The sequence below is a fragment of the Paenibacillus sp. FSL E2-0178 genome, from assembly GCF_038593005.1.
GTDB lineage: Bacteria > Bacillota > Bacilli > Paenibacillales > Paenibacillaceae > Paenibacillus_AQ > Paenibacillus_AQ phytohabitans.
In genome coordinates, this window is the sequence record NZ_CP151953.1 from 7,491,717 (window position 1) to 7,517,918 (window position 26,202).

The following is a 26,202-nucleotide window of genomic DNA, read 5'->3' on the forward strand; positions in this document are numbered from 1 at the left end:
CAGAAGGCCACAGGAAAGCGGGGTGAGGGTGTGCAGGAGCGCAGTATTTTTCGTCCGCCAAAAGGGTGCAGGCTGCTCGTTCTGCTCCCCTGTCTGCTGCTTCTGCTGTGTGCAGGAACCGCTTATGCAGCTCCGGCTTCTCAAGCGCAGACACAGACACAAACGCAGGCGCAAACGCAAACGGGAGGCAGCGGAGGCTCCTCATCCCCTGTAGACCAGTGGGTGAAGGGGCAGGTAGAGAACCTTCCTACAGACGGGGTAGAGACGTACTGGGATCAGCTGATGAAGGACTACGGGGGCTTCTTCCCGGAAGGCAAAACACCCTCGCTGATGGAAATGCTGCTGCCCGGAGAAGACGGATTAAGCTTCAAAAGCGTATTGTCCGGCCTGACCCGCTTCATGTGGCATGAGGTGCTCTACAACGGCAAGCTGCTGGTTACGATTGTGATGATCAGCGTGCTGAGTATGATTCTGGAGACGCTGCAGACCGCTTTTGAACGGAAATCCGTCAGTAAAATCGCTTATATGCTCTGTTACATGGTGGTACTGGTCATTGCCGTGAACAGCTTCAACATCTCCATCGGCTACGCCAAGGATGCCATTGACCGGATGATCGACTTCATGATGGCGATGATTCCGCTGCTGTTCGCACTGCTGGCTTCGATGGGCAATATCGTAACGGTGTCGGTGACCCATCCGCTGATCGTGTTCATGATCCATACAGTGGGTACGATGATTCACACCATAGTGTTCCCGCTGCTGTTCTTCTCGGCGGTGCTGCATCTGGTGAGTGCGATGTCGGAGAAATATAAGCTGACCCAGCTGGCCAACCTGCTGCGCAATATCGGGGCCGGATTGCTCGGAGTACTGCTTACCGTCTTTCTCGGGGTAATCTCGGTCAGAGGAATCACCAGCTCGGTCACTGATGGTGTAACCATCCGCGCCGCCAAATATATCACAGGCAATTTCGTGCCGGTTATCGGCAAAATGTTCGCAGATGCCACGGATACCGTAATCTCGGCATCACTGCTGGTGAAGAACGCCATCGGGCTCTCAGGGGTCATTATCATCCTCTTCCTCTGTGCTTTCCCGGCAATCAAAATTCTGGTGCTAGCCCTGATCTACAACGTAGCCGCCGCTGTTATGCAGCCGCTGGGTGAAACGCCGATTGTGACCTGCCTGCAGACGATCGGCAAAAGCATGATCTACGTGTTCGCCGCGCTGGCTGCCGTATCGCTGATGTTCTTTCTGGCCGTCACCATCATGCTGACCGCAGGCAATGTCACCGTAATGATGCGGTGAGGCGGATATCATCCGGGTCCGTTTGTATGAGATATGAGGCAGGTTGTGTAAACAAACTTTCAGGAGGTGCGCCATGAGCTGGCTCAGCGGATGGCTCCATGAACTGATTCTGGTGGTGCTGATGGCCGCGTTTGTCGAGATGCTGCTGCCCAGCAAATCCATGGAACGCTATGCCAGGCTGGTGCTCAGTCTGCTGGTTCTGCTGACGATGCTTAGTCCGATCGTCTCCATGCTCAAGGGGGACGCCAGCAAGGAGCTTAGTCTGGCCATGGAGCAGCAGGAGCGGAGCGGCGGGCTGCTCTCTGGTACAGGAGACGGCGCGGACTCGCTGGAGAAGATTCTGGCGGACGGGCGGATGCTGGCAGAGGGGGCGCGTGATCAGAGCCTGAAGCTTGCCGCCGAAGAAATAGCAGGGCAGATGCGCGATCAGATTGCCGGCAGCACCGGCATCCGCGGGGTGAATGTTACGGTAACGCTGGGCATGGGGCCGAATCCAAGTGCGCCTCTGGGCGAAGAGGTGCCGGTGATCTCTTCGGTCACAGTAGATATGCCAGTGGCGGGAGCGGTTGCTGCAAGCGGCATACCGGGTTCAGCAGAGGGCTCACAGCCTGCAGCAGGCCCGGCATCCGAACCGATACGGATTACTCCTGTAGAACCGGTCCAGGTCAGCTTGGACAAAGAAGGGGCGGCAAGTGAAGGCTCTGGAGCCGCAACGGGTGCTTCGCAGCCTTCAGCTGCAGGAAACGGGACGCAGGAGGAACAGGCAGCAGCGGTTATAGAGGCCGAATCGGTCAAAAGGCTGCTCGAGCAGAACTGGAACCTGGACCCGGATTCGATACATGTGCTGAGCGGCGGCACCAGCGCCGTGAAATCATAAGACAGAGACCAGGGAACACAAGGCAGAATGCCATATACAGAAGGAGGGAAATCAATGGCCAATTGGCTGAAAAAGCTGGAGCAGTGGGCCGGCGGCGGAAGCGGCAACCCGAAGAGGAGTCATACTTTCCGCTGGCTGATCATTATTGGCTTGCTGGGCGTTGCTATCATGCTGTTCAACTCCTTCGTGAATGTGAAGAAGCTGGACAGCGAGAATACGGGACGTGAACCGCCCGTAAGCGAGACCTCTCAGGCGGTCCTGCAGCAGGAGGCGGTGCAACCCAATTCTTTTGACAGCATCGAGCTGGCGATGGAGAACCGGACGAAGGAGATTCTGGAGAAAATCGTCGGGGTCGGCACAGTTGACATTATGGTCACCGTGGATTCCACAGAGGAAATAGTCGTGCAGCGTAATATGAATGATTCGCAGGCGCAGAGTGAGGAAACCGATGCCAGCGGCGGTAAACGCCATACTACACAATACACCAGGGACGGCGAAATCGTAACCTACAGCCAGTCCGGCGACGAAACCCCGATTATCACCAAACGGATCAAACCCCAGGTGCGCGGTGTGCTAGTTGTCGCCAAAGGGGCAGAGAATAAAGTGGTGCGTAACCTGATCGAGCAGGCTGTCGAGAAAGGGCTGAACGTGCCGAGCTACCGGATCTCCGTCGTTCCGCGCAAGCAGGAATAGGCGTTCAGCTTACAAGCCAGACATACGCAAGCGATTTCGAAGAGGCATATTCAATAAAACTTTTAGGAGGAATCACAAATGAAGGGCAAAAGACAAACGATTTGGCTGGTTTCGATGCTCAGTTTAATGGTGGTGCTCTCGGCTTATTACCTGTTCACGGAAGACACTGGAGCTTCCATTCCCAAAGAAACTGCGGGCAGCATTCAGGTGGACACCGTGAAGGACGGAACGGGCGGCGGGACCGCTACTACGCTTGACAGCGGGCTCGTGATCAACGAAGTAACAACTGATGATTCCGTTACTGCCGATGCGGGAGCCCAGACAGATGACAGCAAAACTGCTGCTGTAACTGAGGATACCGGCAAAGCTGCTGCAGACGAGACCGCAGCCGCTGCCGTGACGGATGACAGCACATCCGCAGCAGTAACAGATGACAGCAGCGCAGCAGCTAACAGCTCCAGCGTTGACAAGGATACGGCCGCAGCAGATACAGCGGACAAGACAGAGAAACCGGCTGCTAGTGCCGACAAATCAGCAGCAGCTTCCACAGAGAAGACTCCGGCCAAGGATGATGCGGCTATTCTGGATGAAGTAGCTTCCCAGAGCGTATCGGCCAGCAGCATGTTCACGAATTACCTGTATGAACGCGAGCAGCAGAATCTTAAGGACCACAATGATCTGCTGGCCCTGATTAATGACATGGATAAGACACCTGCGGAGAACGCGGTTGCCCAGGAACAACTCAGCAAGCTGGAGGAAAAAGAATCCAAAATCACCGGAATTGAAGAGCAGCTTCAGCAGAAATACGGTGAAGCTATTGTGAAAGAGGAAGCCGGAGATGCGTACACAATCGTAGTGCTCAGCGATAAGCTGGATGTGAAGCAGGCCGTGGGCATCGTTGACCTTGTAATGAAAGAACTGAGTGTGTCCCAGGACAAGATTAAAGTCCAATACGTATCGGAACAGTAAGGCCTCCTGAATTAAATGAAAGAAAATAGAATAAAATGCCGAAAGAGCCCGGGCACGTCCCGGGCTCTTTCCATTTCTAGCGTTTGTGATATAATACATAAAGTTATCTTGAAATATAAGAAGAATACGCAGGCAGCGGTTATCCTGAAAGCGATTCTAAAGAACCGCAAGCAGACCGAATCACAGGTTACCCGGGAAGAACGGAATATCGTACCCCTGCTTATCTGCGTCCAAAATGGCTTCGAGAGAAAGCTGAAGGAGTGAACTACCCAATGTTCAAGTTAAGCGAGATTAAGGAATTAATTAAATTGCTGGACCAGACCTCTTCCGTACATGAGCTGGAGATTGAAAGCGAAGGTATGAAGCTGGCTATCCGCAAACCGGATCGCCCTGAAGCTGATGGAACAGCAATCCAGGCGACTCCTTATGCCTACCCCTTTACGCCAGCACCGCAGCCGCAAAGTCCGCAGCATGTTGCTCCTCCGGTTGTCAGTGAAGTTCCTGCTGTAACGCAGCAGCAAGCATCCTCCGCTGAAGGCGCATTACATAAAATCGTCTCTCCGATGGTAGGGACCTTCTATAGTGCTGCTTCTCCGGAAACACCGTCCTTTGTAAGTGTGGGAGACCGGGTTCATGAGAAATCAACGGTCTGCATCATTGAAGCCATGAAGCTGATGAATGAGCTGGAAGCGGAAGTGAAAGGCGAAATCGTCTCCGTCCTGGCAGAGAACGGCCAGTTAGTGGAATACGGCCAGCCGCTGTTTCTGGTGAGAGCGGAATAATTGCCGCGAGAATCATGAGGAGCCTGCAAGCTTCGCTAAACTTTGGGAGGAAAAGCATGAACATTCAAAAAGTGTTGATTGCCAACCGCGGCGAAATCGCGGTCCGCATTATCAGGGCCTGCCGTGAACTGGGCATTTCCACCGTAGCAGTCTATTCGGAGCCGGACCGGGATTCACTGCATGTCCGTCTGGCTGATGAAGCGTACTGTATTGGTCCGATGCCCGCCAAGGACAGCTATCTGAATTTTACAAATATTATGAGCGTAGCCACGCTCACCGACTGTGATGCCATTCATCCCGGCTATGGCTTCCTGGCCGAGAATGCGGATTTCGCGGAGATTTGTGAATCCTGCAATATTACATTTATAGGCCCTTCTCCGGATGCGATCACACGGATGGGTGACAAGGCTGTAGCCAAAGAAACCATGAAGCTGGCCGGAGTTCCGATTATTCCGGGCTCTGACGGGCTTGTCGGCGACATAGAGGAAGCGGTTATGCTGGGCCGTGATATTGGTTATCCGATCATCGTCAAGGCTACAGCAGGCGGCGGAGGCAAAGGCATCCGCATTGCCGAGGACGAAGCATCACTGGTGAAGCAGATTACGGCTGCCCAGCAGGAAGCGCAGAAGGCTTTTGGCAACGCTGGTGTGTATCTTGAGAAATTCCTGACCGGCATGAAGCATGTGGAGATTCAGATTATCGCCGATAATCATGGCAATGTAGTCCATCTGGGTGAACGGGACTGCTCCGTGCAGCGCCGCCGCCAGAAGCTGATTGAAGAAGCGCCTTGCTCCGTGCTTACCCCGGAGGTCCGTGATGCAATGGGTCAAGCGGCTGTACGGGCTGCGCAGGCGGTAAATTACTCGGGAGCGGGTACGCTGGAATTCCTGCTGGGGCCGGACGGACAGTTCTACTTCATGGAGATGAACACGCGTATCCAGGTTGAGCATCCGGTAACGGAGATGGTCACCGGCGTGGATCTGATCAAGGAAATGATCTCTGTGGCGGAAGGCAGCCCCTTGTCCTTCACCCAGGAGGATATTGTGATCAACGGCTGGTCAATCGAATGCCGTATTAACGCCGAGGACCCTGAACGTAATTTCATGCCGTCTCCGGGCAAAATCGGCTTTTATCTGCCGCCGGGCGGACTTGGAGTGCGGGTGGACAGCGCGGCTTATCCGGGCTACACCATTTCACCTTTTTATGACTCGATGATCGCCAAGCTGATCGTCTGGGCGCCGACGCGCTATGAAGCCATTGCCAAGATGAAACGGGCTTTATCCGAATTCGCTGTGGAAGGCATACATACAACCATACCTTTCCATCAGAGATTGCTGGAGCATCCGGTATTTTTGGACGGGAATTTCGATATCAAATTCCTGGAAGAGTATGAAATTTAGGACGACTTCTCATTGTTTGTCATAAAGTTCGTCAAATGATATAGTATGTTTAATAAGAGACGTGCTGCCTTGCTTGAAATGCCCGAATAACTTTTTTACCGGAAAGGTGTGAAGTCCAAAATGAGTACATTGCCGACAGAATACGAACGTACGGAAATTGGTGAGATCCAGATTGCTCCTGAAGTGATCGAGGTTATCGCAGGTTTGGCAACCGTAGAGGTTAAAGGCGTGGCCGGAATGAGCGGCGGTTTCGCCGGAGGAATCGTGGAGCTTCTCGGACGCAAGAACTTGTCTAAGGGCGTTAAGGTTGAAGTGGGACAACGCGAAGCTGCAGTGGATGTATCCGTAATCATTGAATACGGCAACCGTCTTCCTGAAGTGGCTGCTGAAATTCAGCGCAACGTTAAGCGTTCCATCGAAACCATGACCGGCCTGACGGTTGTAGAAGTGAATGTGCATATCCATGATGTGCAGTTCAGAAACGCCACAAGTGTTGACAAAAGCGAAGATACAGACGCGGTTATCCGCGTGAAGTAAAGGCCTTTGTTCTTCCATAAACCCCCGACGTAGGTCGAGGGTTTACCTTAATTTAAGGAGGTTATGTGACTCGTGGCCAAAATTCTGGACAGGCTTCTGCTGTTCCTTTACAGCTTAAGTATCGGAATACTATCTGTAATTGCCATCCTCCTCTTGAGCGGCGCCATTCCGGACACGTTTGAGATTCCTGACGGGCCGGGGGCCTATATCGCTGCGATTACAGCTGCGGTTATTCTTTTCCTGCTGAGCATCCGTTTCTTCTACATCTCCTTGCGCCGCGACCGTGCTTCCCTGCCGTCCGTGGATCAGCGTACAGAGTATGGGGACATTCAGATCTCCATGGAAACCATCGAGAACCTCAGCCTCAAGGCTGCAGGCAAAGTGAAGGGCATCCGTGATCTGAAGTCGCGCATCCGCGTCTCGCAGGCCGGACTTGAAATTATGATCCGGGCAGTTGTGGACGGCGAGCATTCCCTGCCTCTGCTTACTACGGAGGTGCAGCGCCAGGTGCATGATTTCGTGCAGGAAACAACCGGAATTCCGGTAGCGGATGTATCTGTATATATTGCTAACCTCACACAGTCACCAAGCTTCAAAAGTCGAGTGGAATAGAGGTGAGTTTCCCTTATGTCTTGGAGAGAAGTATGGGAAAGTCACGGGGGTAGAATTGCCGGAGTTACCTTCGGGGTCGTTCTCGGTCTGATTTATCTGATTAGCGGTTTTTGGGATATGCTGTTCTTTGCACTGGTAGTGTTCATCGGATATACGCTTGGCAAAAGAAAGGATACCGCACAGGCTCCCCTGTTTCAGTGGCAGGAGCTCGTGAGCCGGCTGTCCGGACGCTGGCGTCCCTTCAAATGAACCGCGATAGTCTTTCTCCCGGAAGCCTGGAACCCGTTACTTTGAGTTGCTGACCTGCGGAAGAACGGCTGCGCGGTTTTTTGGTAAGAAGATTTAAGAAATTCAAATACAAAGTATGCTAGTTAAGACTGTAGGAGGAACAAATGAAAAGACGTTTAGCGAGAGAAATTATTGTCCAGAGTCTGTACCAGATGGAAATGAATGATGTGGAAGTTACTGAGGCTGTAGAAATGCTGATTGAGGAAGCTGCCGATGAGAACGAAACTGAACGCGTCATCACTGACGAGACCGAGCTGAAGGCTTATGTGATCGCCCATGTAAATGGCGTCTGGGAGCACAAAATGGCCATCGACGAAATGCTGGAGCATTACCTCAAAGGCTGGCAGATGAGCCGCCTGTCCCGTGTTGACCGTCAGATTCTGCGTCTGGCCACGTTCGAGATGATCTTTGCCAGTGATGTACCGGCTAAGGTAGCTGTCAATGAGGCAATTGATCTGGCCAAGCATTTCGGCACCGATGATTCCGGTAAATTCGTAAACGGCGTACTTGGCAAGATGATTCAGGATGTAGATACGCTTAGAGCGGATCTGTAATCGTTAAATAGACAAAAGGGGAGAGACTTACATGACAGCAGCGATTATCAGCGGTAAACAGGTATCGGACGAAATTCGGATCAGCATTGCCCGGGAGGTTGCAGAGCTTACGGAACGTGGCGTTAAGCCCGGTCTTGCTGTCGTTCTAGTCGGTGAAGATCCGGCTTCTCAGGTCTATGTGCGTAACAAGGAAAAATCATGTATTGAGCTGGGCTTCCATTCCGAGGTTCACCGGCTGGATGCGGCAACGAGCCAGGAGGAGCTGCTCGCTCTGGTGGCTGATCTGAACGGCCGTGATGATATTGACGGCATTCTCGTGCAATTGCCGCTTCCGAAGCATATTGAAGAGAAGGCAGTCATTAATGCCATTTCCGTGGAGAAGGATGTTGACGGGTTCCATCCGGTCAATGTAGGGAACCTCGTCATCGGTGATGACAGTCTGCTCCCTTGTACTCCTGCGGGAGTCATCGAATTGATCAAACGGACAGGCACTGATATTTCCGGCAAGCATGCTGTGGTTATCGGCCGCAGCAATATTGTCGGCAAGCCGGTGTCCCTGCTGCTGCAGCGTGAGAATGCCACGGTTACCATGTGTCATTCACGCACCGCGAATATGGCTGAACTCAGCCGCCAGGCGGATATTCTGGTAGTTGCCATCGGCCGGGCTAACTTCATCGATGCTTCCTTCGTGAAGCCGGGTGCAGTTGTCATTGATGTCGGAATGAACCGCCTGGATACCGGCAAGCTTGCCGGTGATGTCGATTATGAGAGTGCCCGTGAAGTCGCCGGGTTTATTACGCCTGTGCCGGGCGGAGTAGGGCCGATGACGATCACGATGCTGATGAGCAACACGCTGATCGCGGCCAAACGCCGCCACGGCCTGAAGTAGGCTAAGCTTATGGCGGCAGAGCGGCAGGTCTACTCCATTAAGGAACTTAACAAGTATATCCGCATGAAGCTGGATTCGGATGCGGTGCTCTCCGATGTATGGATCCGCGGTGAAATATCGAATTTCACCCACCACGGAAGCGGGCATATGTATTTCACGCTGAAGGATGAGAGCAGCCGGATCAAGGCGATCATGTTTGCTTCACATAACTCGCGGCTGCCTTTTGTACCGAAGGAAGGGACCAAGGTCATTGCCAGAGGCAACGTGACGGTCTATGAACGGGACGGGCAGTATCAATTCTACGCCACCCACATGCAGCCGGACGGAATCGGCAGCCTGTATCTGGCTTACGAACAGCTGAAGAGCAAGCTGGAGCAGGAGGGGCTGTTCGCAGCGGCGCGCAAGCGTCCGCTGCCGCGGTTCCCGCGCGTGATCGGTGTAGTTACCTCGCCGACAGGAGCGGCAGTGCGGGATATTATCATCACCCTGCAGCGCCGTTATCCGCAGGTGGCGGTGGTGCTCTATCCTGTGCTTGTACAGGGTAAAGGCGCCGGCCCTTCCATTGTGAAGGCCATCGAGAACCTGAACGCCATGGGCGAGGCCGATGTGCTGATTGTAGGGCGCGGCGGCGGCTCCCTGGAGGAGCTCTGGGCCTTCAATGAAGAGGCCGTCGCCCGCGCGATTGCGGCCTCCAGAATTCCGGTCATCTCGGCCGTCGGCCACGAGACCGACTTCACGATCGCCGACTTCGCCGCCGATCTCCGTGCGGCAACCCCTACGGCGGCAGCGGAGCTTGCCGTGCCGAGCGCAGCCGAGCTAGCCGGGCAGCTGCGCACCGCCCAGCAGCGGCTGCGCCAAGGGCTGCTGCGCCGCTCACAGCGCAGCGGCGAGCGCCTCACGGCGCTGCAGCGCTCGCTGGCGCTGGCCGGCCCGCGCCGGCAGCTGGCCCAGCACGCGCAGCGGCTGGACATGCTGCGCGCGGCCCTGGTCCGCGCAGCCGAGGCAAGGCACAGCCGCGCGCAGGGGCGCAGCGCGCTGCTGCATCAGAGCCTGCAGCGCTTCCATCCGCGGGATAGCATCAGCGCTGCCCGCCGGCGCACGGATAGCCTTACCCGTGAGCTGACGGGGGCCATGCAGGCGCGCTTCCAGGATAAGCGCGCGCGCTATGTGGCTGAGCTGCGCCATCTGGATGCGCTCAGCCCGCTCAAGGTGATGTCACGGGGCTACAGCCTCGTGTACGACGAGAACGAAGAGCATTTAATCAAATCGCTGAAGGAAGTTGAAGTAGGCGATAAGGTGAACATAAAGCTTAATGACGGACAGCTAAACTGCCAGGTATGGGGAATGAAGGAGGATGTTTAAGACGATGGCAAAGGAAGCGGAACTGGATTTTGAGGGAGCCATGGAGCGCCTGGAGGGAATCGTACGCGAGCTTGAGCATGGCGACGTTCCCCTGGAGAAGGCGATTGATTTATTCCAGCAGGGAATGAAGCTGTCGCAGCTCTGCGGCAGTAAGCTGGAGCAGGTAGAGCGCAAGATCGAGATGATTACGGTAGAGGATGGCGAGCTGCGCAAGAAGCCATTCGGAGCCCGGCTGGAAGGCGATGGCGATGAGTCGTTCTGAGCTGGAACCGGGCAGCAGTGAAGCGGAAGCACACGGGCGCGCACCGCTTGAGCAGTATATTGCAGAGGTGGGCCACTGGGTTGCTGATGCACTGACGGCAACCCTGCCTGCGCAGTGGACTGTGCCTCAGGTGCTCAGGGAGGCGATGGACTACTCGCTGCAGGCCGGAGGCAAACGCCTGCGCCCGCTGCTGGTCATCGCCGCCTGTGAAGCGCTTGGCGGCAGCCGTGAGGCTGCGCTGCCCGTAGCGGCAGCGATTGAAATGGTGCATACCTATTCATTGATTCACGATGATCTGCCGGCCATGGATAATGACGACTACCGGCGCGGCAAGCTCACGAACCACAAGGTCTTCGGGGAAGCTGCGGCGATCCTGGCCGGGGATGCACTGCTGACGCATGCATTCTATAGTGTGGTACAAGCTTCGCGTAAATTTGGCGTTCCGGCAGAGAATGTGCTGTCCATTGTTGAGGATCTGGCCGAAATGGCCGGTCCGCGCGGAATGGTCGGCGGGCAGGTTGCCGATATGGAAGGCGAGCAGGGCTTAACCGACCTGCATCAGCTTCAGTATATCCATCTTCATAAGACAGGCGATCTGATGATCTTCTCGCTGCTGGCGGGAGGCAGAATCGCCGGTGCGGATGAACGTCAGCTGGAGGCGCTGCGCCAGTTCGGTACGCAGATTGGCCTGGCTTTTCAGATTCAGGATGATATCCTTGATCTGGTCGGCGATGAGAGCAAGCTGGGCAAAAAAACCGGCAGTGATATCAAGCAGCAAAAGGTGACCTATCCCTACTTCATCGGCCTGGAAGCCTCGCGTGAAGAGGTGAAGCGGCTGACCGCTGAAGCGCACAGCGCGGTCCTTGAGGGCGGATTTCAGGATCATACCCGGCTGCTTGAAATTGCAAATTATTTGATGTCACGCGATCATTAGGTACATTTCGGAAACGGCTGTGTTTCGACAGCCGTTTCGTTTGTGTTATAATGGGGTTTATATTTTACAACATCTAGGAAAGCGGGGAATACTCGTGCTGCTTCCACAAATAAATGATCCTCAGCAACTTAAATCTTTGTCAGTCGAGGAGCTGGCAGCCCTTGCGGAAGAAATCCGCCGGTTTTTAATAGACAAACTTACAGTAACCGGAGGGCATCTCGGATCCAACCTGGGGGTAGTGGAGCTCACGCTGGCCCTGCATTACTGCTATGACAGTCCCCGGGACAAGATGATATATGACGTCGGTCATCAGGCGTATGTACACAAGATACTGACTGGCCGCCAGGACCGGTTTGATACACTGCGCAAGCAGGGCGGCTTATGCGGCTTTGTGAAGCGTTCGGAGAGCGAGCATGATGTCTGGGAAGCCGGACACAGCAGTACCTCTTTGTCTGCCGCAATGGGTATGGCTATGGCCCGGGATTTGAAGGGCGAGGACAATAGGGTCATCGCTGTGATCGGCGACGGTGCGCTTACCGGGGGGATGGCCTTTGAGGCGCTGAACCATATTGGACATGAACGCCGCAAACTGATGGTTATCCTCAATGACAATGAGATGTCTATTGCACCGAATGTAGGAGCCATGCATAATTATTTGAGCAAAATCCGCTCGGACCGCCATTATCTGCGTGCGAAGGATGAAGTGGAAGGCCTGCTCAAGAAAATCCCGGCGATTGGCGGGCGGCTGGCCAAGACGGCGCAGAATGTGAAGGACGGCCTGAAGAACATGCTGGTTCCCGGTGTTCTGTTCGAAGAGCTCGGATTCACGTATCTGGGACCCGTGGATGGTCATGATCTGGAGAAAATGATCGACACCTTCCATCAGGCAGATAATGTGTCTGGTCCTGTGCTGGTACATGTGCTGACGACGAAGGGCAAAGGCTACAAGCCGGCCGAAACGGACTTCTATAAATCACATGCGATCTCACCCTACAAAATTGAATCCGGCCAGTCTCTTAAGGCTGTGAAGGCTGTCAGCCACCCGATGTATACCGAAGTGTTCGGGGAGACGCTGATTGAGCTGGGCCGTCAGGATTCAAGACTGATTGCGGTCACACCGGCAATGCCGGGCGGCTCGGGCCTGTTCCCGTTCGCCAAGGAATTCCCGGACCGGATGATCGATGTCGGTATCGCTGAGCAGCATGCAGCCACGCTGTGCGCCGCACTGGCCATGGAGGGGATGAAGCCGGTCTATGCCGTTTACTCCACTTTTATGCAGCGTGCCTATGACCAGATTGTCCATGATATCTGCAGACATAATGCCAATGTAATGTTTGCCATCGACCGCGCCGGTTTTGTCGGAGCGGACGGGGAGACCCATCAAGGGGTATATGATATAGCTTTCATGCGGCACATCCCGAATATAGTGCTTATGATGCCTAAGGATGAGAATGAGCTGCGCCATATGATGAAGACGGCACTGGAATACAATGACGGACCTATTGCTTACCGTTATCCGCGGATTGAAGGCACCGGAGCGGCTGTAGATGCCGAACTGCATTGTCTGCCTATCGGCTCCTGGGAGCGTCTGCGTCCCGGGGATGATTACGCAGTGCTGGCCTGCGGCCCGATGGTTCAGCTAGCCGAGGAGGCAGCTGAGCTGCTCAAGCGTGAAGGCATTCAGGTTAGCGTAGTGAACGCCCGGTTCCTGAAGCCGCTGGATAATACCATGCTGCTTGAACTGGCTCATGCCGGAACCAGCATGGTTGTGCTTGAAGAAGCCAGCCAGGCAGGCAGCCTAGGCAGCGCAGTGCTCGAATTCTATGCGGAACATGAAATTTATGATGCACGAGTTCACTTGATGGGCGTGCCGGATATCTTCGTTGAGCATGGTTCGATCAAGGAACAGCGCCAGGAAACCGGCCTCACCGTTGAAGCCTTGTGTACACGGATCAAGGCGATGAAGGCGCTAAGCACTTATACTTACAAGTCGACTTCCAATTCCTGAGTACAGGGTGGAAGCCGGACCCAAGTGACCAGGAGATGAACATGGAACACCCTAAAGAACGTATAGATGTACTGTTAGTTGAGCAAGGCTTCTACGACAGCCGTGAGAAGGCCAAGGCAGCAATCATGGCAGGGCTTGTGCTGGCGAATGAAGAACGGATTGAGAAGCCGGGAATGAAGGTGCTGCGCAGCTCTGTCTTAAGAGTCAAAGGAGCTGTGCATCCCTACGTCAGCCGGGGCGGCCTGAAGCTGGAGAAGGCACTTCGGCACTTCGGCATTGACCTGAACGGGAGGAATATGCTGGATATCGGCTCCTCAACAGGAGGCTTCACCGATTGTGCGCTCCAGAACGGGGCAGCACATGTGTATGCTATTGATGTCGGCCATAACCAGCTGGACTGGAGCCTGCGCAACGACGAACGGGTAACCGTAATGGAGCAGACCAACTTCCGCTACATGACCCCGCCTGACCTGAAGGGGCCGGTACCTGACTTTGCCAGTATTGATGTGTCCTTTATTTCACTGAAGATTATTCTGCCGCCGCTGATGGCGCTCCTGAACCGCCCGGCCGATATCGCTGCGCTGATCAAGCCGCAGTTCGAGGCCGGACGGGAAAAGGTGGGGAAATCCGGTGTAGTCCGCGAATCAGCCGTTCACAAAGAGGTGCTTGTTAATGTGCTGTCAATGGCGGCCGGGCTGGGCTATAAGCTGGAAGGGCTGACCTTCTCTCCAATTACCGGAGGGGAAGGCAATATTGAATTCCTGGCTCACTGGAAGCTGCTGCCTGTAGCGGTAGATAACTCTACGAACGAACAGCACGAACAGCAGCTTTTCCCGGCTGAAGCACAGCCGAATCCTTTCGCCGCGCTTGCCGAATCCGTAATCAAGGAAGCGAATGCAACCTTTAGCGCTACGAACAATGGAAACTCATCGAAGCGATGAGTTTCTTTTGCTGCAAAAATAAAGAATTAAATCATCTGCCGTTTTCTGCCTGCAATATACATGCTTCAAGCGGTGTTATACGTTATAATTAATGAACTTAAGCAGGCAACGCTTCATCTGCAGTCAGCTTCAACTTTTTGCTGCCGGATCAGGCTCTGTTATTCCCCTCAAGCAGGATTTCGCCTGCCTTCACTCGAATAGATTCACCGAGGTGATGGGAGTGGCGAGCTCTGACAAGGCCGTTGTAGCACTCATTGGACTGGCGGCGGCAATCTTTATCGTTTACCGGATCTACATCTGGCTCCAAGGTTCCCCAAGATCGTTCATGAAGGACCGGGTGCCGATCAATACCATTATTCAGCCTCATCCGTCCATCGCATTATTAGAGGATGCCGGTTACGAGGTCATTGGCGGCAAGCTGAAGATTCCTTTGTCCTTTCAAGTGAACGGGGCACCGATGTACAGCAGGCTGTTCATTGATTATGTGGCCAGCAAAGATGAGGAGCATTTCTATCTGGTTATTCTGTCCCGGCCGCGCAAAGGGCTTGAGTTCACCGGCAGCGGACTTCGCGACACTCTGCTTCCTTATCTGCTAATTTATCCGGATTGCAGTGGTGTGCTGTACGTGGATACGGTGAATTCAGCAATTCATGTAATTAAGTTAGGCAAAGACGATGGTGAATCCAATTGAGATCAACTTATAAATACGGGAGGCAACAATGAAGGGACACAGGCACATCAAAATAAGAGAAATTATTACGCAGAGGGAGATCGAGACCCAGGATGATCTGGTGGAGGCTCTGCGTGAATCCGGATTTCAGGTTACCCAGGCCACAGTATCCCGTGATATCAAGGAACTGCTGCTGATTAAGGTGCCGATGGATGACGGGCGCTACAAATACTCCCTGCCGACTGACCAGCGCTATAATCCGACCCAGAAGCTTAAGCGGGTGCTGGTGGATAATTTTGTGCAGATCGATTTCTCCGCCAACCTTGTGGTTATGAAATGTCTTCCGGGAACAGCCAATTCTGTGGCTGCACTGATTGATAATATTGACTGGCCGCAAATTATGGGCACCATCTCGGGCGATGACACCATTCTGATTATCTGCCGCCAGCCTGAGGACAGCAAAGGCGTTATTGCACAAATTATGGGCTACATCTCGTAACTTCATCACCCTTTTACACTTAAATAAGCGATCATCTTTTCGGAGGTGCTGTATTCGTGTTAGACACGTTATCAATCCGCAATCTGGCCGTCGTTGAGGCGGTGGATGTGCATTTTTATCCCGGCTTTCATGTTCTTACAGGGGAGACGGGGGCAGGGAAATCGATTATTATCGATGCGCTTGCACTCATTGCCGGGGGCCGTGGTTCTGCGGACTCTATCCGGTATGGGTGTGAAAAGGCAGAAATGGAAGCGCTTTTCAGCTTGCCGGGAACTCATCCGGTCTGGGATACGCTGGAACGGCTTGGCATTGGAGCAGAACGCGAAGAGCACCTGGTGATCCGCCGGGAGATTACCTCTCAAGGCAAAAGCACTTCAAGGGTGAACGGCCAGATGGTCAATCTCAGCATGCTGCGGGAAATCGGTGAACAGCTGGTGAATATCCACGGGCAGCATGAGCATCAGAACCTGCTGAAGGCTGAACGTCATCTGGGGCTGCTGGATACTTACGGCGAAGCTGTGATTGGCCCGCTCAAAGCTGACTACCAGGAGAAATATACGGCCTTCGCCAAAGTGGAAAAAGAACTCCGGGAACTTCAGGAATCCAGTCAAAAAGCGTATCAAATGCTTGATTTGTACCGTTTTCAGCTGGAGGAAATTTCTGCTGCAGGACTAAAACCGGGAGAAGATGAATTACTTAACGAAGAAAGGGTCAAACTATCCCACAGTGAGAAAATGATGGATTCAGTATCCGGCGCATACGAGCTGCTGTATGACAGGCAAGGGCTGGAATCCATCGGGAGTGTCATCTCCAAGCTGGAGGATGCGATCCGTTATGACGAGAAGGGCCTGAGGGCTGTGTTCGAGCAGCTGCAGTCGTCGTATTACCAGCTGGAGGATGCGGCCTTCCAGTTGCGTGACTACCGCGAAGATATCGAATTCAATCCGGCGCGGCTGGAGGAAATTGAGAACCGTCTGGATCTTATCACAGGGCTACGGCGCAAATACGGAGACAGTGTAGAGCAGATTCTGGAGTATTATGAGCAGATTCACCGGGAGACCGATCTTCTGGAGAATAAGGACGAATACATTGAGAAATTGACGGCCAAACGCGATGGCCTGCTCGGCACTTTAATGAAAGCCGCCGGAGCGCTCAGCACGGCACGCCGCCAGTGTGCTACGGATCTCGCTTCCCAAGTGGAAGGTGAGCTGAAGGATCTGCAGATGGAGCGGACTTCGCTTCAGGTCAAAATGGATACGCTCGAAGACCCGCGCGGTATTGAGTATCAGGACCGGCGATACCGTCTTACCCGGCAGGGGATTGACAGCGCAGAGTTCATGATCTCCCCGAACCCGGGCGAACCGCTGCGGCCGCTGGGCAAAATCGCCTCCGGCGGTGAGCTGTCCCGCATCATGCTGGCGATGAAGAGTATTTTTGCCCGGCATGACGCCATTCCTGTCCTGATCTTCGATGAAGTGGATACCGGTGTCAGCGGGCGCGCGGCACAATCCATTGCGGATAAATTATACAAGCTGTCCTCCACCTGTCAGGTGTTCTCCATTACTCACTTGCCGCAGGTGGCCTGTATGGCGGATCATCAATATCTGATTGTCAAAAAAGTCGAAGACGGACGCACGATGACCGAAGTGGACTCCCTCTCGGCGGAAGGCCGGGTGCTGGAGCTGGCCCGTATGCTGGGTGGTGTGGAAATTACCGAAAAAACATTGCATCACGCACAGGAAATGCTCGGTTTGGCTGAGGCCAGCAAAGCTGCTGCTGGGTAAGCGGGACAATGATTGACAGTAATAAAAGCCTGGGGGCAAGGTTATCTTATAGGTACGCAATTGGCGACCACCTTTTTCGTCAAGCGAAAGAAGCAAAAGGGAGCGTGACAGCCATTGAAGCCGAACCTCAGGAAGTTAATGCCCGGCCTTTTATTTGCCTTCTTTCTCAGCTTATCAGGCATAACGGGACCTCAACAGAGCTTTGCAGCACCGCTGGAACATCAGCCGCATAAAGCGGTTCAGGGGAATGACAATGAGCTTAGAGTCATCCCGGGAGGTCAGACGATTGGCGTGAAAGTGAAGTCAGCAGGGGTTCTGGTTGTGGGCCATCATCTGATTGAAGTGTCGGAGCAGTCCAAGATTTCACCCGGCGAGAACAGCGGACTGATGCCTGGTGATCTGATGATCTCCATTAATGGGGTCAAGCTGGACGAGGTATCCAAGGTAGCAAAGCTTGTGGAACGTGCCGGTAAAAGCAATGATTCCTTAAGTATTGTGTACAAACGCAGCGGCAAAGAGCACAAAGCTCAGCTAAAACCCGCGTATGACCGTAATGACAAGGTATGGAGACTGGGGCTCTACATCCGCGATTCCGCAGCAGGTGTGGGTACCCTGACTTTCTATGCTCCGAAACAAGGCGTATACGGTGCTCTGGGGCATGTCATTACCGACATGAACACCGGCACACCGATTGTTGTCGGCAGCGGCCATATCGTCCAGTCCAGTGTCACCTCCATTTCCAAAAGCCAGGATGGCGATCCTGGGGAGAAACGGGCCCATTTTCTGAAGGAAAGCCAGGTTCTCGGTAATGTGGAGAGCAATACGGATTTCGGAATCTTCGGCAAAATGACCCGCAATCCGGAGCACAGCCTGTACCAGGAACCGATACCCGTTGCAATGAGCGCTGAAGTGAAGGAAGGCCCGGCACAGATTCTTACAGTAGTCGATGGTCAGCAGGTGGAGCGTTTCAATGTGGAGATCATTCATGTGGCCCGCCAGCAGACTCCGGCGACCAAAGGCATGGTCCTGCGCATCACCGATTCCCGTCTGATTGATAAGACCGGCGGGATTGTTCAGGGGATGAGCGGCAGTCCGATTGTCCAGAATGGCCGGCTGATCGGTGCAGTTACCCACGTATTCGTCAATGATCCCAAGTCGGGTTACGGCTGCTTCATCGAATGGATGCTTCGTGACTCCGGTGTGGTGCAACAAGAGAATTTGCTTCCCTACAATCTTAAGGCGGTTTAGCCTTAAGATTTTTTTGTCGAAGGCCAGCGATAAACCTCGAATCGTGAAACAAAATATTTAATTATAAATCAACACCGAAAAAAAATAAAGAAAAATAATTTTCGACAGAAGGATATTCAATCTTCATGTCGAAAACTTAAGGGAGAGAAGATAATAAGGAGGAAGCAGCCAGTGCAGAATATTGAAGTGTTGTTGGCCGATGATAACAGGGAGTTCACTAACTTGCTTGCCGAGTACATTACCGAACAGGAAGATATGACCGTGACAGGCATTGCCTATAATGGTGAAGAAGTGCTTCAAATGCTGAGCGGAGCACGCAAAGTTCCCGATGTCCTTATTCTTGATATCATCATGCCGCATCTGGATGGCCTTGGCGTTCTGGAACGCCTGCGCGATATGGATCTGAACCCGCAGCCGAAGATCATCATGCTGACCGCTTTCGGCCAGGAGAACATCACCCAAAGAGCTGTTCAGCTAGGAGCATCTTATTATATTTTGAAGCCGTTCGATATGGAGGTTCTGGCGAACCGTGTGCGTCAGCTTGTGGGCGCCCAAGGCAGCATGAGCACTTCTGCCAGCATGTCCGGCTATTCGAGTTCCAGATCTTCCAGTAATGTGGTACCTTTGTCCAAAGGAAAGAATCTGGATGCCAATATTACATCGATCATTCATGAAATCGGCGTACCTGCGCATATTAAAGGTTATCAGTACCTGCGTGAAGCCATCACCATGGTCTACAACAATATCGAGATTCTGGGTGCCATAACCAAGACACTCTACCCTGCCATTGCCGAGAAATTCAAGACAACGCCTTCACGCGTGGAGCGTGCCATCCGCCATGCGATCGAAGTCGCCTGGACCCGCGGCAACATTGACAGCATCAGCCATCTGTTCGGCTATACGATTAATATCTCCAAATCCAAGCCAACTAACTCGGAATTTATTGCCATGGTAGCAGACAAGCTGCGGATTGAGCATAAGGTGTCTTGAAGGGGGAAGGATCAAGATACGTGAAAGGGTTAAGATGTTTGACCGAATTTCAGAGCCAATATTATATGCTTATAAAATGAAAAACACTCCTTTTTGGATGCATTAATTCCAATAAGGAGTGTTTTGTTGTTCATCAGGTTCGCTGTTTCTTAGCTTCCAGGCTACACCAAAATATCCAACGACGCTGAGGCTGGGGCCGAGCCGGTCACCGGGTCTGACGCTCTTCCTGTACCAGCCGCTTCGGCAGTGCTGCTTTTATCTCCAATTTTGGAGGACTTATTGGTCTCATCTGTTTCTTCTTTATCCTCAGTGCGGGAGAGCGAGCTAGGAGTATTACTCTCTTTTGCCGCCGCTTTGCTATTGTCCTTCAGCTCAGAGACTAAATCTCCAATCTTGCTGTCGATCCCGCGGATGGTGGATTTCATATCGAGAATTTCCTCCCGTTTAGCCTGGAAAATAATACGTTCCGCATTCTCAAGCATTAACGGCCGGCCTATGTCGTTCGTAGGGTTGTTGGCTAACCGGTCTCTTTCCATCTTAATCTCACTCTGGATGGGCTTGATCTCGCCTTCCAGCTGCTTACTGAGATTCACAAGCTTACCCATCCGGTCATATGTCGTGCTGTTTTTGATGAGCGCATGCATCGATTCAACACTAATATCCGTGAAGGTGTCTTGCTCAGCTTTTTTGGCTTCAGTCTGTTTAGGCTTGCTGCTCTCCATTTTTTCCTGCATTTGCTCGGCTTTGATCTGTGCGATCTGCGCATCAACTTCCTGAATAGATGCTTTGAGGGCCTGTACGCGTTCCTGCTTCAGCTTCTTATCCAGGTTCTCATTGGATCTGACGGCTTCAATCTGTTCATTCAGGTTGGACTTTTGTTTGATCAGACTTTGAATTTCCTTGTCCCTGGAATCAGGTTTCAATTGGTGGCTTGTGGCGGAAACAGGCATAGAACTCTGTGAAGAGGTTGAAGAGATGGATGACAAGAGAATTCCTCCCAAGGAAAGGATTAAATACCATATAGAATCTATATCGGAAATTCTGAGCGCTGAAATAAGCTTTCGGGTTCTTTTCCGTGATTAATCCGCATATAAAAAAAGGTGATTCCAAGCCATTTCTGGTCCGGGATCACCTTTTGTCTGTTTTTTTAGTGGATCGACTGGTTAGACAAGCCGTTCAGGTAAGCATCTGCTTCTTCATAGGTCGGGTAGTGAACAGCGAATTTACCGAACAAGCGCTTCATTTGCATTTTCCATACCGGGGAATCTGCAACGTAGACCCAGCCGCCGACACCTGCGGCAATTGCCAGGTCGCCCGTCGGAGCAAGCAAAGCTGAAACTTCCGGAGACAGTACAGTCGGGGAACCCGTTACATCGGTTACGCCGGTGAATCCCGGTTTCAGTTTCTTCAGAGCACTCTCGAAATCAGCTATGTATGCAGGCACGTCACCTTCGGTGAGGCCATAGGCTCTAACAATCACTTGATTTTTCGCTACATTTACTTCCATGGTGTAAGACATGATAATTCCCCCAGTAGTGATTTTGATTTTACATTAGTCTTTATCGGATAAGAATACAGGCTATTTGAGAGAATAAGGAAATCAAATCGGATCAGCTCACAGTTATGGGAATTACCTCCATTTAGTGCGGATTTAGCCTTAAGTTTAGCTGCTCTGAGTGCTAATAATGGAGTTTTTATTGATTCTGCCTAAAGAATTTACACAAACAATTGTTATAATGAAACACAAATTGTTATCTTGTGTTATGATATAGGTAGAGGTGGCTCCTATGAACGATTTCGATAACTATCCCGATGAGCTGGGGAATTTCATCCGGCACTTCCGCAAAGCTCGAGGTTTGACCTTACGAGGGCTTGAAGAGAAGAGCGGCATCAGCTATTCACAGCTTAGCAAGATTGAACGGGGAGAGAGTATTCCGCTTAAAGATAACCTGGACAAGATTATTGAGGCGCTCGGAGGGGATCTTAAGAACCGGATGTATCACTTGGCGGACTACATGCCTGACATTGAATACATTAAGACTCTCAAGCAAGGCTACAAGCTGCCGCAGCATAATCAGTCCCAGGATTACATCTATGAAACGGCGTTTAACAAGCTGAAGGAGTTCCGGGCTAAGGAAGACAAAGAAACGTCATATGTTTCGTTTGATTCTGACGAAGTTATCGTTTATGAAACGGAATATGGGGCAGGAATGGTAATAGAGAAGATCGAGAAATATAACCTGACCGATGTCCTGAACGATAAATTCGAGGGAAGTCTGGACAGCCTCCGCAAACAGCCCCGCAAAGGGCGTCAGGCCTATTTGTTCGGAGAATGGCTGCGCGAATGCATCTATGAGCTGAAGGAAGAAGAGCAGGACCAGGTTATCCAGTCATTGAAGGAATTCACCCAGTTCAAAGTTCAGCAGATCAAGGGCGTGTATAAGTGAAGAAGGGCCTAGCTCAGCTTGTTGTCAAAAATGAATAATGTTGCCCTTTCTTGCAGCCATCTATTCATCTTGATCCATAAACAACTACAAATGGTTAGACAGAAAAGGGGATACGAATCATGAGAATCAATATGAAGTTTACCAGCAAAGGTAAAGCTGCAATCGAGAATTTCAATAACGATGAGCTGTTGGAGATCTTTGCAAGATACATCAAAACACTTACTAAGAAATACGATATTGAAGTGGATGTGCCTCTTGAAGTGAACCAGAATATCGTAGGCGACGGTACGATCATTGCCCTGGCGCAGAATGTGAAATGCGATGTGGATACGTTCTTCAAAGAGCTGGGCCGCGATATCAAGGTTCCGCTGAAGAAGAGACTCGGCGGCAAGCTGGAGAATGTCTTCAAAACAGAATTCATCGAGTAGATCCTTGCGTACCAACATAAAAAGCCATCCCCGCACGTATGTGGAGGATGGCTTTTTTGCGTCTGTGTATACTGGTCAGGATAGCCTTTCAGCCCTCGCAGCTGAGGGTTACTCTACAGAAGCAGACAGCAGGCTGGAGATTACTTTGGCGGCTTCAGCGCGGGTGGCAGTAGCCTTAGGGGCGAAGCTGCCGTCTGTGCGTCCGGCGATAATCTTCTTATCGACAGCAACAGCTACAGCGGATGCTGCCCAAGCACTGATGGAAGCCGAATCGTTGAAGCTGACTGCTGTGGAGGCAGTCAATATTTTACCGGCACGAAGATCCAGCCCCTGCTTCACCATAACCGCCATCTGTTCACGGGTGATGGAAGCATTAGGTGCGAAGGTGTCGGCGGTTACACCGCTAACCAGCTTGTTCTTATGAGCTGCTGCAACAGCACCTGCATACCAGGCGGATGCGGGTACATCTTTGAAGACTGGAGATACATTGACTTGCAGCTTCAAAGCTTTGGTCAGCAAGCTGGCGAATTCGGCGCGGGTTACCAGGCCGTTCGGATCAAAAGTATCGGCTGTTTTGCCGGAAATGATCTTATCCGCAGCGAGGCTATTGATGTAACCAGCCGCCCAGTGTGACACGGGAACATCCTTGAATACTGCAACGGCAGGCTGTTCCGTAACCGGATCAGCAGCGGGCAGAGATGGCGTTACAGCCTTGCTTACGTCCAGTGTGAAGACACCAAAGCCCTTCTCATCCACTTGACCTGTATAGGCAATGTTGTCCGTTGTTTTGGCATAGGCCTCTGCTTTGGGAGATGAGGTGAAGGTGACCTTCACATTCCCGGAGATGGGTGCAATCGACCAGTTGTTATCGGCGGACGGATTAATGGTTTTGCTGGCCGTGATATAATCCATCAGGATCTGGCGGTTCTCATCCGGTGAGTCGATGATGTATTTGCTGCCTTTGACACCAGGGAAGTTACCGCCGCCGCTTGCGCGGTAGTTATTGGTTGCCATGATGAAATCCTGATTCGGATCAATCGCTTTGCCGTTATACTGCAGATTGATAATCCGGCTGGAGGAGGCGTCATTCACGGTACCATCCGGTTTGTACTTGGCTGGTTTGGTAACATCGACCTGATAAGTTACACCATCAATTACGTCGAAGTTATAGACGGCGAAGGAGGAATTAAGCAGCTCCTGTGCTTCTGTTGCGGACGGGTTAATCTGATTGAATTTGCCCGCAGACATTTCCAGCCATTCCTTGACCACAGATCCCTTCACGAGAATCGCCTTCAGCGTATTGTCGTACAGGTACAGGTCGCCTGCGCTCTTAATGGCCAGTGGTCCCTGAGCAATATCAGTATATTCTTCGGGGCCGTTACGTCCGGCTTTAAATGGAGCACCGACGGACAGAACCGGGATACCTGCATATTGCGGAAGATTAGCTTTGATGTAATTTTCTACATACTGCTTCTGTGCAGTGGTAACGATCTGTACGGATGGATCATCCTGAACCAGTCCGAAGTAGCTGTAGATCGGTGCGGTCGTTGTGCCAATTGGACTGTTCGCATAGGCAATTGTAGCTTCATGATCGGCCTGCACGGCATCCACAATGGCCTGATCCACATCTACCGTAGATTTTTTGGCAACAGCATCATAGATTGCCTTGGTGGAGGATTGCGATGAAGCGACCTTCCACTTGCCATCTGTTTTTTCAAGTGTCAGATCGATGAGGCCCAGATTACTGCCGCCGTAGCCGGCCTGTACTGCAGGGACACCGTTGATGGTTCCTTTGGCATTGTCGACACCAGGCAATACTTTGCCGGAGGCATCCTTGAAGAGGACATCCAGCGACTTCTCATCTGCAGCAGGGAATACTTTATGCGTATGAGAGAAAGTAATCGCATCAATACCGGCAACCTTACTCAGCGGGAAAATAGCATCCTCTGCCTTCACGTAAGCTTCGGCACTGCCGTTAAACCCGGAATGGGTCATGGCGATAATCAGATCTGCACCGGCTGCGCGCATCTGTGGAATGAATTTCTCAGCTGTAGCTACGATATCCTTGGTAATGACTTTGCCTTCCAGATTGCTCTTGTCCCATTCGGTAATCTGCGGAGTGACAAGGCCGAGTACACCAATCTTCAGCGTCTGCACATTGCCGGCTTCATCCTTATAGGATTTGGTAATGATCTGATAAGGGCTGTATTTGTTAACATCGTTGTCCGGATTGCTGTCTTTGTCATCTACATATACATTGGCGTTAATATAAGGGAAATTGGCGCCTTTGATCGCCTGATCCAGGTAATCCAGACCGTAGTTGAATTCATGATTGCCGAAGGTGGCTACATCGTACCCCATCAGGTTCATTGCTTTGTACACAGGATGAATCTCGGTGCCCTTAATCGGGTTCACCAGTGCTTTGTATGTGCCGAGAGGTGTACCCTGGATCAGGTCTCCGTTGTCTACCAGCAGCGTATTGCCAATCTCTTGGCGGGCTGCTTTCACTAGATTAGCTGTGCGGGCCAGTCCGACGGTCAGAGACGTAGCGCTCTTATAATAGTCATACGGGAGCAGGTTGGTGTGGATGTCTGTAGTCTCCATGATGCGCAGTTTCATTGTGGAGTCAGCCGGCGCAGCTGCCGCGAACATTCCACTGAATGGCAATACAGTCATAGAAATTACGAGTGAAGATAGAACAGTTTTGTGCAATAAGTGCTGGAAATTATGCCTCATGCAATCTTTCATCCCTTCTATTGTCAAGTTAGGTAACAAACACAAAGAATATTATATAGGAAAGATATTGAAATTGAAATTAAAAACTAAAATTTGATTATCTTAAAATGACAAAAAAGTATATTGCCCGGCAGGCCGGGTCAATATACCAATAAGCAGAATGGTTTTATAGGAGGGCTTGAAAATAGGGATTAGGCATCATAATGATCTGAGCCTAACAGATTTCGGCCAGAGAGGACATTTCTGATGATTTCGATAAAATCAGCTGAAGCTTTAGCTTCCAGCGCCAATTCATAGATGTTAATTAATTGTTCGTCAGACAATAGCTCAAGTGATGAGGGGCGCGGAGAAGGATGAAAATAATATTCCATTAGATTCCTCCATCTGTAGTTGAGAGTGCTAACAAATAAGTGAATTGTTTTAAAACATTACGAATCTATCAAAATGGTACCATTTGGAAGCTAATCCGTCTGCTGTCATTCGCCCTCTGAATTCATCTTTACAAAAGATGGGTAATATGGGATAATAATTAGCTTTGGTGCGAGGATATATTAATAGCTATAAGTATAAGATTTTGAATTAATTATATAGCAGGAAAAATCCCGGCGCCAATGGGCACCGGGAAATGGGAATGATTCTATTCTTCTGTGATTACGGTGAATCATTCCACCGGGAGGCTAAAAATCTTCTGATCCGTGCTTCATTCGATTCTGATACGGTAGCAAATTGTTCTCCTTGATTGAACAGAACGATCTTCCGTTCCGGGTCATAACCGTCAATATTGCCAATGTTGACTACATTACTGCGGTCAAGACGTTCAAAGCCGATGCCCCCATATGCTGCGTATAAATCGGAAAGAGTGGTAGGGAGAACAAATTCGCCTTCTTTCGTATGGACGAATATTGTATTCTTATGATTTGAGAAATACAATATATCCTCCTCCCGGATACTCCGGGAAGATCCGTCGTTTAGTAAGACACGCATGTTTTC

Annotated in this window: 29 protein-coding genes; 24 read left to right on the forward strand and 5 right to left on the reverse strand. The window is 51.7% G+C overall.

Annotation, left to right across the window (positions count from 1 at the left end; translation table 11 throughout):
• Positions 1 to 30 precede the first annotated feature (30 nt).
• From spoIIIAE to spo0A, 22 genes are all read left to right on the forward strand, one after another.
• Positions 31 to 1,302, forward strand: a complete 1,272-nt coding sequence (gene spoIIIAE, locus MHI42_RS32110; RefSeq protein WP_342421812.1) for a stage III sporulation protein AE — start codon at positions 31 to 33, stop codon at positions 1,300 to 1,302.
• Between the two features lie 73 nt (positions 1,303 to 1,375).
• Entirely contained in the window at positions 1,376 to 2,179 is an 804-nt protein-coding gene (locus MHI42_RS32115; protein WP_342421813.1) for a stage III sporulation protein AF, read from the forward strand.
• Between the two features lie 54 nt (positions 2,180 to 2,233).
• Positions 2,234 to 2,872 carry a stage III sporulation protein AG gene (gene spoIIIAG / locus MHI42_RS32120; RefSeq protein ID WP_039295496.1) on the forward strand — a complete coding sequence of 213 codons (639 nt, stop codon included), beginning with the start codon at positions 2,234 to 2,236 and terminating at the stop codon, positions 2,870 to 2,872.
• A gap of 78 nt (positions 2,873 to 2,950) precedes the next feature.
• Positions 2,951 to 3,841: a SpoIIIAH-like family protein gene (locus MHI42_RS32125; RefSeq protein WP_342421814.1), complete on the forward strand. Its 891-nt coding sequence runs from the start codon at positions 2,951 to 2,953 to the stop codon at positions 3,839 to 3,841.
• Positions 3,842 to 3,949: 108 nt separating this feature from the next.
• Positions 3,950 to 4,105, forward strand: a complete 156-nt coding sequence (locus tag MHI42_RS32130) for a hypothetical protein (RefSeq protein ID WP_342421815.1) — start codon at positions 3,950 to 3,952, stop codon at positions 4,103 to 4,105.
• Between the two features lie 8 nt (positions 4,106 to 4,113).
• Entirely contained in the window at positions 4,114 to 4,623 is a 510-nt protein-coding gene (accB, locus tag MHI42_RS32135) for an acetyl-CoA carboxylase biotin carboxyl carrier protein (protein WP_039295500.1), read from the forward strand.
• A gap of 56 nt (positions 4,624 to 4,679) precedes the next feature.
• Complete coding sequence (accC, locus tag MHI42_RS32140) at positions 4,680 to 6,023, forward strand: acetyl-CoA carboxylase biotin carboxylase subunit (protein ID WP_342421816.1); 1,344 nt, start codon at positions 4,680 to 4,682, stop codon at positions 6,021 to 6,023.
• Positions 6,024 to 6,143: 120 nt separating this feature from the next.
• Positions 6,144 to 6,560, forward strand: coding sequence for an Asp23/Gls24 family envelope stress response protein (locus MHI42_RS32145; RefSeq protein WP_039295505.1), 417 nt, complete (start codon positions 6,144 to 6,146; stop codon positions 6,558 to 6,560).
• Positions 6,561 to 6,632: 72 nt separating this feature from the next.
• Complete coding sequence (gene amaP, locus MHI42_RS32150) at positions 6,633 to 7,172, forward strand: alkaline shock response membrane anchor protein AmaP (RefSeq protein ID WP_039295507.1); 540 nt, start codon at positions 6,633 to 6,635, stop codon at positions 7,170 to 7,172.
• 15 nt (positions 7,173 to 7,187) lie between these two features.
• Positions 7,188 to 7,421: a DUF2273 domain-containing protein gene (locus tag MHI42_RS32155; RefSeq protein ID WP_042138734.1), complete on the forward strand. Its 234-nt coding sequence runs from the start codon at positions 7,188 to 7,190 to the stop codon at positions 7,419 to 7,421.
• 143 nt (positions 7,422 to 7,564) lie between these two features.
• Positions 7,565 to 8,014 (forward strand): transcription antitermination factor NusB, encoded by a 450-nt coding sequence (gene nusB / locus MHI42_RS32160; RefSeq protein ID WP_042138733.1) that lies wholly within the window; start codon positions 7,565 to 7,567, stop codon positions 8,012 to 8,014.
• Between the two features lie 31 nt (positions 8,015 to 8,045).
• Entirely contained in the window at positions 8,046 to 8,903 is an 858-nt protein-coding gene (folD, locus tag MHI42_RS32165; protein ID WP_042237848.1) for a bifunctional methylenetetrahydrofolate dehydrogenase/methenyltetrahydrofolate cyclohydrolase FolD, read from the forward strand.
• A 9-nt stretch (positions 8,904 to 8,912) separates the two neighbouring features.
• On the forward strand, positions 8,913 to 10,265 hold the full coding sequence (gene xseA, locus MHI42_RS32170; protein WP_342421817.1) for an exodeoxyribonuclease VII large subunit: 1,353 nt from the start codon (positions 8,913 to 8,915) through the stop codon (positions 10,263 to 10,265).
• Between the two features lie 4 nt (positions 10,266 to 10,269).
• A complete protein-coding gene (gene xseB / locus MHI42_RS32175; protein ID WP_039300434.1) occupies positions 10,270 to 10,527 on the forward strand; it encodes an exodeoxyribonuclease VII small subunit in 258 nt (85 codons plus the stop codon).
• On the forward strand, positions 10,514 to 11,461 hold the full coding sequence (locus MHI42_RS32180) for a polyprenyl synthetase family protein (protein ID WP_342421818.1): 948 nt from the start codon (positions 10,514 to 10,516) through the stop codon (positions 11,459 to 11,461). Before xseB ends, MHI42_RS32180 begins: the two co-directional genes overlap by 14 nt.
• A gap of 94 nt (positions 11,462 to 11,555) precedes the next feature.
• Complete coding sequence (gene dxs / locus MHI42_RS32185) at positions 11,556 to 13,469, forward strand: 1-deoxy-D-xylulose-5-phosphate synthase (RefSeq protein ID WP_340986246.1); 1,914 nt, start codon at positions 11,556 to 11,558, stop codon at positions 13,467 to 13,469.
• A gap of 41 nt (positions 13,470 to 13,510) precedes the next feature.
• Positions 13,511 to 14,410: a TlyA family RNA methyltransferase gene (locus MHI42_RS32190; RefSeq protein WP_342421819.1), complete on the forward strand. Its 900-nt coding sequence runs from the start codon at positions 13,511 to 13,513 to the stop codon at positions 14,408 to 14,410.
• A 214-nt stretch (positions 14,411 to 14,624) separates the two neighbouring features.
• Positions 14,625 to 15,101 carry a hypothetical protein gene (locus MHI42_RS32195; RefSeq protein WP_342424847.1) on the forward strand — a complete coding sequence of 159 codons (477 nt, stop codon included), beginning with the start codon at positions 14,625 to 14,627 and terminating at the stop codon, positions 15,099 to 15,101.
• Between the two features lie 28 nt (positions 15,102 to 15,129).
• A complete protein-coding gene (gene argR, locus MHI42_RS32200; protein ID WP_039300423.1) occupies positions 15,130 to 15,579 on the forward strand; it encodes a transcriptional regulator ArgR in 450 nt (149 codons plus the stop codon).
• A gap of 56 nt (positions 15,580 to 15,635) precedes the next feature.
• Entirely contained in the window at positions 15,636 to 17,363 is a 1,728-nt protein-coding gene (gene recN / locus MHI42_RS32205; protein WP_171716766.1) for a DNA repair protein RecN, read from the forward strand.
• 114 nt (positions 17,364 to 17,477) lie between these two features.
• A complete protein-coding gene (gene spoIVB, locus MHI42_RS32210) occupies positions 17,478 to 18,611 on the forward strand; it encodes a SpoIVB peptidase (protein ID WP_171716765.1) in 1,134 nt (377 codons plus the stop codon).
• A gap of 171 nt (positions 18,612 to 18,782) precedes the next feature.
• A complete protein-coding gene (spo0A, locus tag MHI42_RS32215; RefSeq protein WP_042138725.1) occupies positions 18,783 to 19,601 on the forward strand; it encodes a sporulation transcription factor Spo0A in 819 nt (272 codons plus the stop codon).
• Between the two features lie 161 nt (positions 19,602 to 19,762).
• On the opposite strand, the gene MHI42_RS32220 is transcribed toward spo0A, so the two are convergent.
• Entirely contained in the window at positions 19,763 to 20,551 is a 789-nt protein-coding gene (locus tag MHI42_RS32220; protein ID WP_342424848.1) for a FlxA-like family protein, read from the reverse strand.
• Positions 20,552 to 20,748: 197 nt separating this feature from the next.
• Positions 20,749 to 21,120 carry a hypothetical protein gene (locus MHI42_RS32225; protein ID WP_342421820.1) on the reverse strand — a complete coding sequence of 124 codons (372 nt, stop codon included), beginning with the start codon at positions 21,118 to 21,120 and terminating at the stop codon, positions 20,749 to 20,751.
• Positions 21,121 to 21,388: 268 nt separating this feature from the next.
• Between MHI42_RS32225 and MHI42_RS32230 the strand changes: the two genes are divergently transcribed.
• Both MHI42_RS32230 and MHI42_RS32235 read left to right on the forward strand, forming a co-directional pair.
• The gene (locus tag MHI42_RS32230; RefSeq protein ID WP_039300411.1) at positions 21,389 to 22,048 is read left to right on the forward strand and encodes a helix-turn-helix transcriptional regulator; all 660 of its coding nucleotides are present in this window, start codon (positions 21,389 to 21,391) and stop codon (positions 22,046 to 22,048) included.
• Positions 22,049 to 22,167: 119 nt separating this feature from the next.
• On the forward strand, positions 22,168 to 22,476 hold the full coding sequence (locus MHI42_RS32235) for a hypothetical protein (RefSeq protein WP_039300408.1): 309 nt from the start codon (positions 22,168 to 22,170) through the stop codon (positions 22,474 to 22,476).
• Positions 22,477 to 22,584: 108 nt separating this feature from the next.
• Here MHI42_RS32235 and MHI42_RS32240 read toward each other — a convergent pair whose 3' ends face one another.
• From MHI42_RS32240 to MHI42_RS32250, 3 genes are all read right to left on the reverse strand, one after another.
• The gene (locus tag MHI42_RS32240; RefSeq protein ID WP_342421821.1) at positions 22,585 to 25,212 is read right to left on the reverse strand and encodes a bifunctional 2',3'-cyclic-nucleotide 2'-phosphodiesterase/3'-nucleotidase; all 2,628 of its coding nucleotides are present in this window, start codon (positions 25,210 to 25,212) and stop codon (positions 22,585 to 22,587) included.
• A 191-nt stretch (positions 25,213 to 25,403) separates the two neighbouring features.
• On the reverse strand, positions 25,404 to 25,583 hold the full coding sequence (gene sda / locus MHI42_RS32245; protein ID WP_039300400.1) for a sporulation histidine kinase inhibitor Sda: 180 nt from the start codon (positions 25,581 to 25,583) through the stop codon (positions 25,404 to 25,406).
• Positions 25,584 to 25,863: 280 nt separating this feature from the next.
• Positions 25,864 to 26,196 (reverse strand): LytTR family DNA-binding domain-containing protein, encoded by a 333-nt coding sequence (locus MHI42_RS32250; protein ID WP_171716760.1) that lies wholly within the window; start codon positions 26,194 to 26,196, stop codon positions 25,864 to 25,866.
• Between the last annotated feature and the right edge of the window lie 6 nt (positions 26,197 to 26,202).

Coding starts and splice junctions, on each gene's coding strand:
- accC (WP_342421816.1), top strand. CDS start 4,680: ATGAACATTCAAAAAGTGTTGATTGCCAACCGCGGCGAAATCGCGGTC.
- MHI42_RS32250 (WP_171716760.1), bottom strand. CDS start 26,196: ATGCGTGTCTTACTAAACGACGGATCTTCCCGGAGTATCCGGGAGGAG.
- MHI42_RS32240 (WP_342421821.1), bottom strand. CDS start 25,212: ATGAGGCATAATTTCCAGCACTTATTGCACAAAACTGTTCTATCTTCA.
- MHI42_RS32180 (WP_342421818.1), top strand. CDS start 10,514: ATGAGTCGTTCTGAGCTGGAACCGGGCAGCAGTGAAGCGGAAGCACAC.
- MHI42_RS32190 (WP_342421819.1), top strand. CDS start 13,511: ATGGAACACCCTAAAGAACGTATAGATGTACTGTTAGTTGAGCAAGGC.
- MHI42_RS32225 (WP_342421820.1), bottom strand. CDS start 21,120: ATGTCTTACACCATGGAAGTAAATGTAGCGAAAAATCAAGTGATTGTT.
- accB (WP_039295500.1), top strand. CDS start 4,114: ATGTTCAAGTTAAGCGAGATTAAGGAATTAATTAAATTGCTGGACCAG.
- argR (WP_039300423.1), top strand. CDS start 15,130: ATGAAGGGACACAGGCACATCAAAATAAGAGAAATTATTACGCAGAGG.
- xseB (WP_039300434.1), top strand. CDS start 10,270: ATGGCAAAGGAAGCGGAACTGGATTTTGAGGGAGCCATGGAGCGCCTG.
- MHI42_RS32155 (WP_042138734.1), top strand. CDS start 7,188: ATGTCTTGGAGAGAAGTATGGGAAAGTCACGGGGGTAGAATTGCCGGA.
- sda (WP_039300400.1), bottom strand. CDS start 25,583: ATGGAATATTATTTTCATCCTTCTCCGCGCCCCTCATCACTTGAGCTA.
- folD (WP_042237848.1), top strand. CDS start 8,046: ATGACAGCAGCGATTATCAGCGGTAAACAGGTATCGGACGAAATTCGG.
- MHI42_RS32230 (WP_039300411.1), top strand. CDS start 21,389: ATGAACGATTTCGATAACTATCCCGATGAGCTGGGGAATTTCATCCGG.
- MHI42_RS32235 (WP_039300408.1), top strand. CDS start 22,168: ATGAGAATCAATATGAAGTTTACCAGCAAAGGTAAAGCTGCAATCGAG.
- MHI42_RS32195 (WP_342424847.1), top strand. CDS start 14,625: ATGGGAGTGGCGAGCTCTGACAAGGCCGTTGTAGCACTCATTGGACTG.
- xseA (WP_342421817.1), top strand. CDS start 8,913: ATGGCGGCAGAGCGGCAGGTCTACTCCATTAAGGAACTTAACAAGTAT.
- spoIIIAG (WP_039295496.1), top strand. CDS start 2,234: ATGGCCAATTGGCTGAAAAAGCTGGAGCAGTGGGCCGGCGGCGGAAGC.
- MHI42_RS32115 (WP_342421813.1), top strand. CDS start 1,376: ATGAGCTGGCTCAGCGGATGGCTCCATGAACTGATTCTGGTGGTGCTG.
- nusB (WP_042138733.1), top strand. CDS start 7,565: ATGAAAAGACGTTTAGCGAGAGAAATTATTGTCCAGAGTCTGTACCAG.
- MHI42_RS32145 (WP_039295505.1), top strand. CDS start 6,144: ATGAGTACATTGCCGACAGAATACGAACGTACGGAAATTGGTGAGATC.
- MHI42_RS32220 (WP_342424848.1), bottom strand. CDS start 20,551: ATGCCTGTTTCCGCCACAAGCCACCAATTGAAACCTGATTCCAGGGAC.
- MHI42_RS32125 (WP_342421814.1), top strand. CDS start 2,951: ATGAAGGGCAAAAGACAAACGATTTGGCTGGTTTCGATGCTCAGTTTA.